Here is a 13,501-nt window from a genome sequence, read left to right as displayed (position 1 = left end):
AGGTATATCAATTTCCGCTCAGCGGGCCTTTTACCGTCCAAGAGCGTCAAGTAGCCATTCGGCTAGGTAGTTGGCGTACGAAGAGCGCACGTAAATCCGGTATGTATCGCCAGCTCGCTCCACAATCACCGGCGTCTTCGCCAGGAGCGTCTGGGCGTGACCGGTGAACACCGAGGGGTGCAGGTCGAGGGGGCACCCGGTGATCAGCACCTCAAGAGCCCCCGGCCCGGCCAGCTCCAGCACGGTCCGCTGCCCCGACACGTCCACCCAGCCGGCGCCGGCCGGAACGCCGCCGAAGGTCTGGCCGGCGAGGCCCGTCACCAGCCACCAGTCGGGGCCGAGCCGTAGCCCGAGGCCGGGGTCGTCGCCCCGGACCTCCCACATGGGCGTCGGGGGCAGCTCGCGGAGTCGTACGGCATCGGAACTCGCCGCCGCGAAGCGAGCGGCGAGGTGGGCGGCCGGGCTCTCGGCGCGGCAGGCTCCCGGAGCGGGCACCGGCGCGTCTTCCAGGGAGCCGGGAACGGCAGCGGGCACCGGCGCGTCTTCCAGGGAGCCGGGAACAGCGGGGTCGCCGTCGCGGCGGGTGTTCTCCGGGTCGTAGAAGACCGGCGCGACGACCGTCACCGCGACCGCGGAGGACCCGGAGACGGCGGTGAGCCGGTCGCCCGGAGCCACGTCCCGTGCCAGGGCGAGGCCGAACGTACGGCCGAGCACCGCGCTGGCGTAACCGCTGGTCACGTGGCCGAGCATGCGCACCGCGTCCGCCCCCTGTGCGGGCCCCTGAGCCAGGGCCGCCGGTGCCGGCTCGGGGTGGGGCGCGGACGGGATGAGCTGGGCGCCCTCCACGAGGGGGGCCGTGGGGTCGTCGGGGAGGAGGCCGATCAGCGTCTTGCGGCCGTCGCGGAGGGTGTCGGGGCGGGCATGCGAGCGCTTGCCGACGTAGTCGGGCTTGCGGGGGGAGACGATCCACGACATGCCGAGGTCCTGCGGGGTGACGGTGCCGTCGGTTTCCTGACCGACGATGGGGAAGCCCTTCTCGGCACGCAGCACGTGCATGGTCTCCGTCCCGTACGGCACCGCGCCCAGGGCCAGCACGCTCTCCCAGAGCGACCTGCCGTACTGCCAGGGCACGTTCACCTCGTAGGCCAGCTCACCGGAGAAGCTGATCCTGAACACCCGGCCGGGCACGCCGAGCACGTCGGTCTCCGCGCATCTCATGAAGGCCAGGCCCGGCGCGCCCGGCGCGACGGCGGCGAGTACGGCGCGGGCCCGTGGGCCGACGATCGCCACCGTGGCCCAGTGGTCGGTGACGGAGGTGAGGCGTACGTCGAGCTCCGGCCATTCGGTCTGCCGCCACTCCTCCAGCCAGTCGAGCACCGCCGCCGCGTTGCCGGTGGTAGTGGTCATGAGGTAGTGGTTCTCGCCGAGCCTGGCGGTGGTGCCGTCGTCGAAGACCATCCCGTCGGCCGTGCACATCAGGCCGTAGCGGCAGGCGCCGACGGCGAGCGTGGAGTACGTGTTGGTGTAGATGCGGTCCAGGAAGACGCCGGCGTCACGGCCCCGGATGTCGATCTTGCCGAGGGTGGAGGCGTCCATCGCGGCCACCCCCGTTCGGGCCGCGCGGCACTCCCGCGCCACGGCCTCGTCCATCGTCTCGCCGCCCAGCGGGAAGTACCAGGGCCGCTTCCACTGGCCGACGTCCTCGAACACCGCTCCCCTGGCGACGTGCGCGCCGTGCAGGGCGGTCGTCCTGACCGGGTCGGACAGCTCGCCCCGGTCGCGGCCCGCCAGCGTGCCGAAGACCACCGGCAGGTACGGCGGGCGGAAGGTGGTCGTACCCGTCTGCCCCGGCGCGACGCCGAGCAGTTGGGACATCACTCCCGTCACCAGCGCGCCCGAGGTCTTGCCCTGGTCGGCGCCGGTGCCGGCGGTGGTGAAGCGCTTGACGTGCTCGACCGAGCGCATCCCGGCGCCCACGGCCCTGGCCAGGTCGGCGACCGTGACGTCTCGCTGAAGGTCGACGAACGCCGTGGGGTCCGGCGCGAGCTCCCCCCAGTGAACGGCCGGCGGGCGCAGCGCCGGCGCGTCGCTGGTGGGCGCCCGGAAACCACCATGGACCAGGGGCCGAGCCCTCTCATGACCCGCCCCGTCGCCCGCCGGGCGGGCCGCGTCGCGGGCGGCGGCCGCGCCTGCGGTGTGGCCGTCCTCGATCGCCTCGCGGGTGCCGTACAGGCCCCTGCACGCGCCCGCCGACTGCTCGGCCTGCGCGGAGGGACCGGGGACGAAGGCCTGGAGGGCGTCGTCGAAGGTGACCCTGCCCTGGGACTGGCTGAAGAGGTGGACGGCGGGGTTCCAGCCGCCGGCCACCGCGAGGAGGTCGGCCTCGACGTGCAGGTCGCCCAGCCGGACGCCGGTGAGCAGGCCGTCGGCGTCGGCCGTGGTCCCGGTGACGGTGCGGCCCGCCAGGGCTCCGGCCAGGCCCTGCGGGCGCGGGTCGACGATGGCGGCGATCTCCACGCCGGCCGCCTCAAGGTCGCGGGCGGCCTCGTACCCCGAGTCGGCGCAGGCGTAGACGACCGCGCGGTTGCCGGGCCGTACACCGTACCTGTTGGCGTAGGCGCGGGCGGCGGAGGCGAGCATGACGCCGGGCCGGTCGTTGCCCGGGAAGGGCAGCGAACGCTCGTGCGCGCCGGTGGCGAGCACGACGCGGCGGGCGCGCAGGTGCCACAGGCGCTCGCCCGAGGGGCGGCGTTCGACGGCGACCAGGTAGTTGTGGTCGTAGTAGCCGATGGCGGTGGTCCTGACCAGGACGCGAACCTCCGGGAGCGCGGCCAGCCCGCTCTCCGCGGCGGCGACCCAGTCCAGGGCGGGCGCGCCGTCCAGCAGGACGCGGCTGCTCAGCAGGTCGCCGCCGAGCCTCGGCTGGTCGTCCAGCAGGATCACCCGCGCACCGGTCTCCCCCGCGGCCAGCGCGGCCGCGAGCCCGGCCGGGCCGCCGCCGACCACCAGCACGTCGCAGTGCAGGTAGCCCTTGTCGGCGCGGCGCTCGTCCACGGCGTCCGGATCCACCCGGCCCCTGCCGCGCAGGCTCCACGCCTGGAGCCCGGCGCGCAGCTCCACGGTGGTGGCGGCGAGCATCGGGTCGGCGTCGACGCGGACCAGCGCGTTCGGCTCCTCGGGCCCGGCGGAGAAGATCCCGCGCGGGCGGCCCAGGTCCACGCTGTGCCCCACGATCCGCACACCGCCGGCCAGCAGGGCCGAGGCGAGCGTGTCACCCGGATGCCCGTGCAGCGGGCGGCCGTCGAAGTGGAACGGGAGCGTGACCGAGCGATCGATCAAACCACCCGAAGGCAGACGGGTCATCGCAAACTCCTACAACGGCGCGAAGGTCAGGGCGATCTACGGATCTCGTGGGTGACCGTGTGGCGTTCCACGACGAACCAGGTGCGGCAGCCGTGGGTGTGGAACCAGCGTTCCCTGAACCAGCCCTTGGGGTTGTCGCGCAGGAACACGTACGCGGCCCACTCGGCGTCCGTCAGCTCGCTGGGCGTGTCGGGGTAGGCGATCCCGGCCTGGGCGCCGTAGCGGAACTCGTTCTCGTCGCGGGGGCCGCAGTGCGGGCAGTCGATGAGCAGCATCAGTGCGCCACCGCCGCCGCGCCGTGCTCGTCGATGAGCGCCCCCGTGGTGAACCTGTCCAGCGCGAACGGTGCCGCCAGGGGATGCGGCTCGCCGTGCGCGATCGTGTGGGCGTAGACCCAGCCCGCGCCCGGCGTGGCCTTGAAGCCGCCGGTGCCCCAGCCCGCGTTCACGTACAGACCCTCCACCGGGGTCGTGCCGATGATCGGCGAGGCGTCGGGCGACACGTCGACGATGCCCGCCCAGGTGCGCAGCACCCGTACCCGGCTGAACAGCGGGAACAGCTCCAGCGCCGCCGCCATCTGCGCCTCGATGACGTGGAAGGCGCCACGCTGGCCGTAGGAGTTGTAGGAGTCGATGCCCGCGCCCATCACCAGCTCCCCCTTGTGCGCCTGGCTGACGTAGACGTGCACGGCGTTGGACATGACCACGCAGTCGAGCACCGGCTCCAGCAGCTCCGACACCAGCGCCTGCAGCGGGTGTGACTGCAGCGGCAGCCGGATCCCGGCCTGCTCGGCCAGCACGGAGGTGTGCCCGGCGGAGGCGAGCGCGACCTTGCCCGCCGCGATCCTGCCGCGCGAGGTCTCCACCGCCGTCACCCTGCCGCCGCTGATCTCGAAGCCGGTCACCTCACAGCCCTGGATCAGGTCGATGCCGTAGGCGTCGGCCTTGCGAGCCAGCGCCCAGGCCACGTGGTCGTGCTTGGCGATGCCGCCGCGCCGCTGCAGGGTGGCGCCCATGACCGGGTAGCGGGCCCGGTCGGAGACGTTGATGATCGGGCAGAACTTCTTGACCTCGTCGGGGTCGAGCCATTCGGCGTCGACGCCGTTGAGCCGGTTGGCGTTGACCCGCCGCCTGGCCTCGCGCACGTCGCCCAGGCTGTGGGCCAGGTTGAGCACGCCGCGCTGGCTGAACTGGAGGTCGTAGTCGAGCTCCTCGCTGAGCCCTTCCCACAGTTTCAGGGAGTGCTCGTAGATGGCGGCGCTCTCGTCCCACAGGTAGTTGGAGCGGATGATCGTGGTGTTGCGGGCCATGTTCCCGCCGGCCAGCCAGCCCTTCTCCAGGACGGCCACGTTGGTGATGCCGTGGTTGCGCGCCAGGTAGTAGGCGGTGGCCAGGCCGTGCCCGCCGGCGCCGACGATGACCACGTCGTAGGCGGGCTTCGGGTCGGGGTCGCGCCAGAGGAAGTCGGGGTGGGTCACCGGCGGATCTTCTCCATCTGGGGGTCGTACAGCGGCTCGGCGGCGACCTCGGCGGGAACCCGCCGCCCGAAATAGGAAATATCCAGTTGCGTCCCGGGGGTGGCCAGCTCGATCGGCAGCCAGGCGTAGGCGATCGGGCGCTCGATGGTGTGCCCGTAGGCGGCGCTGGTGACGTAACCGACCGTGCGGCCCTGGTGCCGTACCGGCTCCTTGCCCATGACCACCTCGGCGCTGAGCAGCGGCGCGAGCTTGCGGGTGACCTCCGCCGACAGGGCGTCGCGGCCGACGAAGTCCTTGTCCTTCCTGACCGCGAAGCCCAGCCCGGCCTCGTACGGGTTGTGCTCGGGCGTCATGTCGACGCCCCAGAGCCGATAGCCCTTCTCCACCCGGAGACTGGTGAACGCGGCCCGGCCGCCGGCGATCGGCAGTCCGGTCCCCCAGAGCGTGTCCCACAGCTTCAGACCCAGGTCGGCGCTGGTGTAGAGCTCCCAGCCCAGCTCGCCGACGTACGAGACCCGCATCGCCGTCACGGGCACCTGGCCGACATATCCGCTTTTACACGTGAAATAGGGGAAACCTTCGTGCGACAGGTCCAGGTCGGTGAGCGGCTGGACCAGCTCCCTGGCCCGTGGTCCCCACACGCCCACGCAGCAAGTGCCCGGCGTGATGTCGCGCACGTACACGCCGCCGGGCGCGTGCCGGGTGATCCAGTCGAGGTCCAGGTTGCCGTTCGCGCCGATCTGGAACCGGTCCTCCGCCAGCCGCGCCACCGTCAGGTCCGACCGGATGCCGCCCTTGGCGTCGAGCAGCAGCGTGTACGTGACCGAGCCGGGCTTCTTGTCGACGTTGTTGGTGGTCAAGCGCTGCAGGAACGCCGCCGCCCGCGCCCCGCCGACCTCGATCCGCTTGAGCGGCGTCATGTCGTAGAGCGCCACGTTCTCCCGGGTGGCGTACGACTCCGCGGCGGCGATCGGCGACCAGTGGCGGGCGGCCCACTCCTGCCGCCGCGCCGCTCCCACCAGCGGCTCCGGCTCGCCGCCGCGTTCCCGTACGAGATCCTCCAGCAGCGGCGCGTTCGCCTCGAACCAGTGCGGCCGCTCCCACCCGGCCGCCTCCAGGAAGTGGCCGCCCAGCTCCAGCTGGCGCGCGTAGAAGGGGCTGGTACGCATCGGCCGCGGCGAGTCCATCGGCTGCAGCGGATGGATGACGTCGTAGACCTCGACGAAGTTCTGCTTGCCGCGCTCCTCGACGAAGGCGGGGGCGAGCTGGACCGGCTCGAACCGGTTGAGCTCGCACTCGTGCAGATCGACGCCGCTGTGCCCGTCGACCAGCAGCTCGGCCACCGCCTTGGCGACTCCGGCCGAGTGGGTGACCCAGACCGCCTCGGCCACCCAGAACCCGTCGAGCTCCGGCGCCTCCCCGATCAGCGGGAACCCGTCGGAGGTGAAGGAGAAGATCCCGTTGATGCCGTCTTCGTACCGGGACTTCCTGAGGGCGGGCAGCAGCTCGCCGGCGTCCCACCAGGCGGGGTCGAAGTCCTCCTCGGTGAACTTCTGCACCGACGGCATCGTGGTGCCCTTGGGGCCGATCTCGTGCTGGGCGACCGGCATCGGCCGGTGCGCGTAGGAGCCGACGCCGACGCGGTCACCGTGGTGGCGGAAGTAGAGGTCGGCGTCCTGGTGGCGCAGGATGGGCCCGCTGCTGAGCCCGGCCAGCGGCCCGGACTTGGCGTACTGATGGGCCAGCGGCTGCAGCGGCACGGTCAGCCCCGCCATCGCGCCGATCGCCGGTCCCCAGAATCCGGCGGCGCACACGACCACGTCCGCCTCGATGACGCGGTAGCCGGCGGCGGTCCGCACGGCCACGCCGGTGACCCTGCCGCCCTTGTGCTGGACGTCCACCACGGTGTGCCCGGCCAGGAACCTGGCGCCCCGCTCGACGGCCCGCCCGGCCTGCGCCTCGCAGCAGCTCACGGCCGCCGCGAGCCCGTCGGTGGGCACGTGGAACCCGCCGAGCACCCGTCGCCGGTCGAGCAGCGGCCACAGCTCCGCGCACCGCTCGGCGTCCACCAGCTCGCCCTCGACGCCCCAGGACTCGGCCCAGCCGTGCTTGCGGTGCAGGTCCTGCCACCGCTCCTGGGTGGTGGCGACCTCCAGGCCGCCCACCTGCTCGAAGCAGCCGAGCTCGGTGTACTTGCGCACGGTGTAGGAGGCGAACTCGGTCATGGTCTTGGACGGGTTCGTCTGGAACACCAGGCCGGGGGCGTGCGAGCTCGAACCGCCGGTGGCGAAGAGCGGCCCCTGGTCGACGACGGTGACGTCGGTCCACCCCCGGACCGTGAGCTCGTCGGCCAGGGCACAGCCGACGATGCCGGCTCCGATGATCACTAAACGAGGCCGGCTTGTCATGGGCCCTCCGGTTGTTCCTTATTACGCAACACGCACCGGACTACGCAACGAACATAAGGCCCCAGAGACCTCCGAACAAGGTCTGTCTTTCACCGGCCGCCGACAGCCGCCATGACACGGCTGACGTCCTCCCGGGCGGCCCAGGCGGCCCTAGGCGGACATACGTACGACGGGAGACGTCGTACGCCATGCCGCCGAGCGGCCGTGTCGCCGTCGGCGTACGGCCGAGCGGCCGGTCGCCGCCGGCGGACCCGGCCATGCCAAGGTTGAGCATCGGGCATCGCCGCCCGGCGCGGGCGCGGGCGTAGGCGAGCTACCGCGGGCGGCCGTCCAAGGGGAACGCCCGCGGAAATCTACGGGACCCTGTCAGGAACGCCCGTAGGAGTCTTCGAGGCGCTCGATGTCGTCCTCGTCGAAGTGGCCGAAGGCGACCTCGAGGATGCGGGTGGCCGGGCCGGAGGAGCTGAGACGGTGGGTCTGGCCCGCGCGGATCAGCACCCGGTCACCGACGGCCGGCTCCAGGCGCTCGCCGTTGACCTCGAAGACGCAACCGGGGTCGAGGGCCACCCAGAGCTCGTCACGGTGCTCGTGCCGCTGCAGGCTGAGCGTCTGCCCCGGCGACACGGTGATGATCTTGACCGTGGACACCTCGTTGAGGGTGTAGCGCTCGAAGGCACCCCACGGGCGCTCGTCACGGATCACGGCGGCCAACCTATCGATGTCCTGCATTGTGCCTCCAAGTCCCGAAATATCGCGCCAAAAGCTATCAGGCGAGGTGGATGTCACCGCCTACCGGGAGTGCCGTGCCCGGCGGCGAGGCCGGGCACGGCGGGAGACTAGAGCCCGTACTCCTTGACGATCCGCTCGTGCCGCTCGACCTCAACGTCGACCTCGCGGGCCAGGTCGAGCCAGGCCAGCGGGTGGGACCAACGCTCGGTGGCGTCGTCGAGCAGCGCGTCGACCTCGACGGCGGTGACATTGGGCGGCACCGCGACCCAGCCGAACACACCGGGGATCTGCTCGCCGCTCGTCGGGTGGGTCACCTGGTAGTTGTCATCGCTGTAGACCCACATCGGCCAGCCGCGCTCGGCCATGACCTCGGTGAACTCGGTCCAGTCCTCGTCGCTCGGCGCGGCACCGTCGAAGAAGTAGCTGGTGTAGCCGCCGGGCCGCAGGATGCTCACCGCGGCGAAGGGCGGCACGAAGTTCTGCTGCTCTTCGGGGTCTTCCGGCAGCGGCTCCAGCAGCTGCGGGTCGAACACGACCAGATCGCCCGCGTTGTAGTCCATGCCGCGCGGCTGCGGCAGCGCCAGCCTGGCGGTGGCCGGGCCGGTGCGGATGGACAGCACCTGACGCTGACCGCCGTCGGGCGCGGGGAGGATGAGCCTGATGAGGCCCATCTCCTCCTCGATCGGCCCCTCGGTGGACTTGATCGGCATGCCGAGCTTGGCGGCGCCCTTGCGGACGGTCACCCAGTCCTCGGCGGCGGTGGCCATGACGATCATGCGCCAGACGTCTTCGTCGGTGAGCTCGTCGAGCACCTCCAGCAGCGCCGCGGCGCCCCTGGCGTTCTCGTCGATCTGCTGGGCGGCGCCCGCGACGAGGCGGCGCGCCTCCACCCCGGCTCCGGCGGCCACCGCGTGCTGGGCCTCGTCGAGCGCCTCCGGCCAGCGCTCGCGGGCGCTGTGCAGGCGGGCCAGCGCCAGGTGCTTGGCGTCGTGGGGCAGGGTCGCGGCCATCTGCTCCAGCCGCTCGTCCTGACGCGCCTCGATGAGCAGCGTGGTGAGGTAGGCGATGTCGTCGGCGTCGGCGGCGGCGATGTCGCCGGTGTCGACGAGCATCTTCCAGTAGATGTCGGCGCCGGTCGACGGGTAGCCCAGGAAGCCCATCGTGGTGGTGTGGCGGCGGGTGGCCTCGATGTCCTTGCCGGACAGCGGGGCCAGCCAGCCGACCCAGCGCTCGGGGTCGGCGTTGTAGCCGTCGGCGGCGTCGAAGTAGGCGACGCGCTCCGCGACGGGGCCGGGGGCCGGGGGCTCGGTGGCCGCGTCGGCGGCGGCGCGCAGCTCGGCGATCCGCTCCGCGACGCCGGTGGCGTCACGCAGCTCCCCGGCGGCGGACTCGGCCAGGTCGGCCAGCAGCCGGGCCTGCCACACGCCCTGCCTGGCGATGGCCAGCTCGCCGGCGATCAGCGAGAGCTCGACGCGGGAGCGGTAGCCGCCCATCATGCCGAAGTAGTCGACCCACTGGCGCAGCACGCGGCCGAGCTGCCAGGTGTTGGTGATCTGGGAGGAGTCGCTCAGCTTGTTGACGGCGTGCGCCCACTCGACGAACACCCTCGGGTGCTCGCCGACCACGTCGAGGTCGGGCAGCGCGTCGACGGCCTCGGCGACGCGGCCGAGGGTGGCCAGGATGAGCGCGCGGCGGACGCCGTCGCGGTGCTCCTTGGCCACCGGGTCGTCGGCCTGGAAGCCGCCCGCGGCCTGCAGCGCGGTCAGCGCGTCCTCGGCGCGGCCGGCGGCGAGCAGCGCGCGGGCGCTCTCGGCGCCCAGCTCCCAGCTGGCCTCGCGACCGGCGGCGCGCAACCGCTCGACGGCGGACTCGGCGTAGGTGACGGCCTCGCCGGCACGCCCGGCGTCGACCAGGGCCGCGACATACTGCGTCACCAGGCCGGTGTAGGCGGGGTCGGTCGGCTCAAGCTGCTCGATGGCGGCGCCGACGGTCTCCAGGCGCTGCGCGGCGTAGCCGGGGCCGTCGGTGTTGGCCCAGACGAGGGCGAGCGCCTCCACCGCGGCCGGCGCGGCCGGGCAGGAGCGCACCTCTTCGCGCTGAGCGAACGCGAGCAGCTGCTCGGCGTCCCCGACGGCGACCGCGCCCTGGGCGCGGTCGCCGATGCGGCCGAGCAGGTGCCAGTAGCGGGCGTAGAACTCCAGCCACGGCTGCTCCAGGGTCTCCGCCTGCTGCGAGATGGCCGGAGCCATCACGTCGAGCTGCGGGAAGCGCCCTTCGTAGGCCTGTGCGGGGAGGTCTCCCAGCGCCATGGCGAGGCCAACGTTGCCCGCTTCAGAAAGCTGCTGCTGGGTTTCGCCGACCCAGGCCCAGATGTCCACGTCCATGAGACGTCAGTCTGCCAGGTCAACGAGCGTGCCCAAAACGCAGAAGCTCGATGAGCTCGTCCGATTCGTCATTGTTGAGGGGAGAAAATACTGAAGCCATCAGATCATCGGTGACATCCTCGACCGCCGCACGACGTGCGATCAGGTCGGGGTCCGGCTTCGCATAGGGCTCCGGCCATTCGAAGAACCTGGCGGCGATCTCACCGGACGCCTGCCCGAAGGGCGTCGCGTCGTGGTCGGCCGCGAGGGTCGCCTGCAGGGGGTGCAGGCCCGCGGCGATCACCGCGTTGGCGTGCAGGCCGCCGCGCAGCTCGCGGACGACGTGCATGAGCTGGGCGGCACGCGCGGGCGGGTCGCCGGGCAGAGGCACGGCCCGCCATCCGGCGAACAGCGGGGCGCCGATCGGCGAGGCCTGCCGTACGACCCGTTCGAGCAGCTCGGCGATCCTGGCACAGCCGTCGTGGTCGCCGAGCCTGCGGCGTCCCCATGCCGCCAAGGCCCCGGCGTAGAGCTCGACCGCCCACTCGACCGGCAGCTTGCGGCCGCCGTTCCAGTTCTTCTCGACGTGCCCGTACGGGAAGAAGACGGCGACCGAGGTGACGACGTCGGCGTCACACTCGCCGAGCACGCCGCACCGGCCGCGGAAGTAGAGCTCGCGCGGGCCGAGGCCGTGCTCCTCGCAGAGGGCCTTGGCCTCTCGGGAGATCATGAAACCGCCGCCGAGTTGTCCGATCGGCGCCTTGACTCGGACGGCCGTGGTCCGCGGATCAGCCATGTCCACCCCTCTCAGTCCAGGAAGTGAACTCAGCATCCCCTATCAGAACATCATTCTGCAAGCGTCAGGTCGCCGGAGGCGACGATGACCGCGGGGCCGCGCAGATAGCTGGTGTCGTGGTCGAGGATCACGGTGAGCGAGCCGCCGGGCACGTCCACCGTCCAGGTGCCCGTGGTGTCGCCCGACAGCGCCGCCGCGGCCACGGCCGTGGCGACCGCGCCGGTGCCGCAGGAGCGGGTCTCGCCCGAGCCCCGCTCGTAGACGCGCATCACCGCCCGGCTGGTGCCGACCGCGTTGAACAGCTCGATGTTGACGCCCGTAGGGAAGACACCCGGGTCGAAGCTCGGCTGGTGGCCGAGGTCGAGCTGGACGACCGGGTCGCCGATCGAGCACGCCAGGTGCGGATTGCCGACGTCGATGTGCAGGCCGAGATACTCCTGACCGGCGACGCTCGTGACGCTCTCGCCCCGCACCACCGGCAGGCCCATGTCGACGGTGACGTCACCGGTGGCCTCGACCCGCACCTTCCTGGTGCCGCCCCGGGTGGCCACGCCGAACTCGCCGGGGGCCTCCAGGCCCGCCTCGACCAGATAGCGGGCGAAGACCCGGGAGCCGTTGCCGCACATCTCGGCCATGCCGCCGTCGGAGTTGCGGTAGTCCATGAACCACTGGGCGTCGCCCGCCTGGTCGGCCACCTCTGGAGCCAGCTTGGTGCGCACCACGCGGAGCACGCCGTCCGCGCCGATCCCGGCTCTCCTGTCGCAGATCTTCGCGATCAGCGACGTCGGCAGGTCCAGCTCGCCGTCGGGATCGGGAAGGATGACGAAGTCGTTCTCGGTGCCGTGCCCCTTGAGAAAGCGCATGGCACAATTTTATGCCGACGCGTCGCCCGCTATCCGCGCCAGGGACCGGTCAAGCAGATCCGGGGCGTCGTAGGGCAGCCAGCACACGCGCGGGTCGCGCCGGAACCACGACTCCTGGCGTCGCGCGAACCTCCTGGTCAGCCTGACCGTCTCGGCGAAGGCCTGCTCCTCGGTCCACTCCCCGGTCAGATGGCGGATCACCTGGGCGTAGCCGAGCGCCCGGCTCGCGGTGCGGCCCGCCGCCAGGCCCTGCCCGAGCAGGCGGCGCACCTCCTCCACCAGCCCGGCCGTCCACATGCGCTCGACCCTGACCTCGATCCGCCGGTCGAGCTCGGGCCTCGGCACCTCCAGCCCGATCTGCACGCTCGGGTAGAGCGCCTCGTAGGACGGCATCGTCGCCGAGAACGGCCTGCCGGAGTGCTCGATCACCTCCAGCGCCCGCACGATGCGGCGCCCGTTGCTCGGCAGGATGGCCGCCGCCGCCGGCGGGTCCAGCTCGCGCAGCCTCTCGTACAGCGGCGCGGCCCCGCGCTCGTCGAGCTCGGCCTCCAGCCTGGCCCTGATCTCCGGGTCGGTGCCGGGGAACTCCAGGTCGTCGATCGCCGCCCGGACGTACAGCCCGCTGCCGCCGACCAGCACGGGCACGCCGACGGCGTCGATGACGGACCTGGCCAGCCGCTGGTACTCCGCCACGCTGGCCGTCACCGTCACGTCCCAGACGTCCAGCAGGTGGTGCGGGACTCCTCGCTGCTCGGCGGGCGTGAGCTTGGCGGTGCCGATGTCCATGCCGCGGTAGAGCTGCATGGAGTCGGCGTTGACGCATTCGCCCCCCAACCGGAGCGCGAGGTCCACGGCGAGGTCCGACTTCCCGGCCGCGGTGGGACCCACGACGGCGATCACTGACTTGCGCACACCGACCAGTGTGTCAACGCTCCGGGTGTGCCCGAGCCGGTCAGAGATCGAGCAGCGTCGGCTGCAGGTAGCCCTCATGGGTCAGCAGCCAGCGCTTGGTCTCCACGCCCACCCCGCCGCTGAACCCGCCGAGCCCGTTTCCCGCCACCACCCGATGGCAGGGCACCACGATGGGCAGCGGATTGCCGCCCATGATCGAGCCGATGCCCCGCGCGGGCACTCCGGTGCCGCTGCGGGCCGCCAGCTCCCCGTAGGTGACGACCGTGCCGTACGGGATCTCGTACAGCGTCTGCAGCACCTTGCGGCGCGAGCCGGAGGTGAGCCGCCAGTCGATCGGTGTCGCGAAACCCCGGGACTCGCCGGCGAAATAGGCGTCGAGCTGCTCGACCACGGAGGTGGTGCGGCCCGGATCGGCGGCCTCGGGGAGGCGGAGGCGTTCGCGCAGCGCCGCCTCGGAGCCCCAGCCGGAGGCGACCAGGCCGTCCTCGGTGACGGCCAGCACGAACGGCCCGACGGGGGTCGGCACCTCGGCGAACGCGACCGTGGTCATCAGATCCTCACCTGGTATCTCCTGGAAAGTCATATCGTAC

10 protein-coding genes are annotated in these 13,501 nt (G+C 72.1%); all 10 read right to left on the bottom strand.

The genetic code is table 11. The annotated features are described in order from the left end of the window. Positions 1 to 30 precede the first annotated feature (30 nt). The 10 genes from ACIBQX_RS27430 to ACIBQX_RS27385 all read right to left on the bottom strand — a co-directional run bounded on the left by ACIBQX_RS27430 (position 31) and on the right by ACIBQX_RS27385 (position 13,461). On the bottom strand, positions 31 to 3,363 hold the full coding sequence (locus tag ACIBQX_RS27430) for a 2Fe-2S iron-sulfur cluster-binding protein (protein ID WP_397009314.1): 3,333 nt from the start codon (positions 3,361 to 3,363) through the stop codon (positions 31 to 33). A 26-nt stretch (positions 3,364 to 3,389) separates the two neighbouring features. Then, positions 3,390 to 3,638 (bottom strand): sarcosine oxidase subunit delta, encoded by a 249-nt coding sequence (locus tag ACIBQX_RS27425; protein WP_397009312.1) that lies wholly within the window; start codon positions 3,636 to 3,638, stop codon positions 3,390 to 3,392. After that, positions 3,638 to 4,840, bottom strand: coding sequence for a sarcosine oxidase subunit beta family protein (locus tag ACIBQX_RS27420; RefSeq protein WP_397009310.1), 1,203 nt, complete (start codon positions 4,838 to 4,840; stop codon positions 3,638 to 3,640). The genes ACIBQX_RS27425 and ACIBQX_RS27420 overlap by 1 nt, the downstream gene beginning before the upstream one ends. Beyond that, entirely contained in the window at positions 4,837 to 7,248 is a 2,412-nt protein-coding gene (locus tag ACIBQX_RS27415) for an FAD-dependent oxidoreductase (protein ID WP_397009308.1), read from the bottom strand. Before ACIBQX_RS27415 ends, ACIBQX_RS27420 begins: the two co-directional genes overlap by 4 nt. A 366-nt stretch (positions 7,249 to 7,614) precedes the next feature. Further along, positions 7,615 to 7,977: a phosphomannose isomerase type II C-terminal cupin domain gene (locus ACIBQX_RS27410; protein WP_397009306.1), complete on the bottom strand. Its 363-nt coding sequence runs from the start codon at positions 7,975 to 7,977 to the stop codon at positions 7,615 to 7,617. A 107-nt stretch (positions 7,978 to 8,084) separates the two neighbouring features. Then, the gene (locus tag ACIBQX_RS27405) at positions 8,085 to 10,361 is read right to left on the bottom strand and encodes a tetratricopeptide repeat protein (RefSeq protein WP_397009304.1); all 2,277 of its coding nucleotides are present in this window, start codon (positions 10,359 to 10,361) and stop codon (positions 8,085 to 8,087) included. A gap of 19 nt (positions 10,362 to 10,380) precedes the next feature. Then, on the bottom strand, positions 10,381 to 11,136 hold the full coding sequence (locus tag ACIBQX_RS27400; protein WP_397009302.1) for a hypothetical protein: 756 nt from the start codon (positions 11,134 to 11,136) through the stop codon (positions 10,381 to 10,383). Positions 11,137 to 11,186: 50 nt separating this feature from the next. Next, entirely contained in the window at positions 11,187 to 11,999 is an 813-nt protein-coding gene (gene dapF / locus ACIBQX_RS27395) for a diaminopimelate epimerase (RefSeq protein ID WP_397009300.1), read from the bottom strand. A 9-nt stretch (positions 12,000 to 12,008) separates the two neighbouring features. Continuing rightward, positions 12,009 to 12,911, bottom strand: a complete 903-nt coding sequence (miaA, locus tag ACIBQX_RS27390) for a tRNA (adenosine(37)-N6)-dimethylallyltransferase MiaA (RefSeq protein ID WP_397009298.1) — start codon at positions 12,909 to 12,911, stop codon at positions 12,009 to 12,011. 40 nt (positions 12,912 to 12,951) lie between these two features. Beyond that, complete coding sequence (locus ACIBQX_RS27385; protein ID WP_397009296.1) at positions 12,952 to 13,461, bottom strand: methylated-DNA--[protein]-cysteine S-methyltransferase; 510 nt, start codon at positions 13,459 to 13,461, stop codon at positions 12,952 to 12,954. Positions 13,462 to 13,501: the final 40 nt, after the last annotated feature.

The sequence above is a fragment of the Nonomuraea sp. NPDC049714 genome (assembly GCF_044465295.1).
GTDB lineage: Bacteria > Actinomycetota > Actinomycetes > Streptosporangiales > Streptosporangiaceae > Nonomuraea.
Note: the sequence above shows the minus strand (reverse complement) of the source record. Positions and strands in the feature narration are given on the sequence as shown.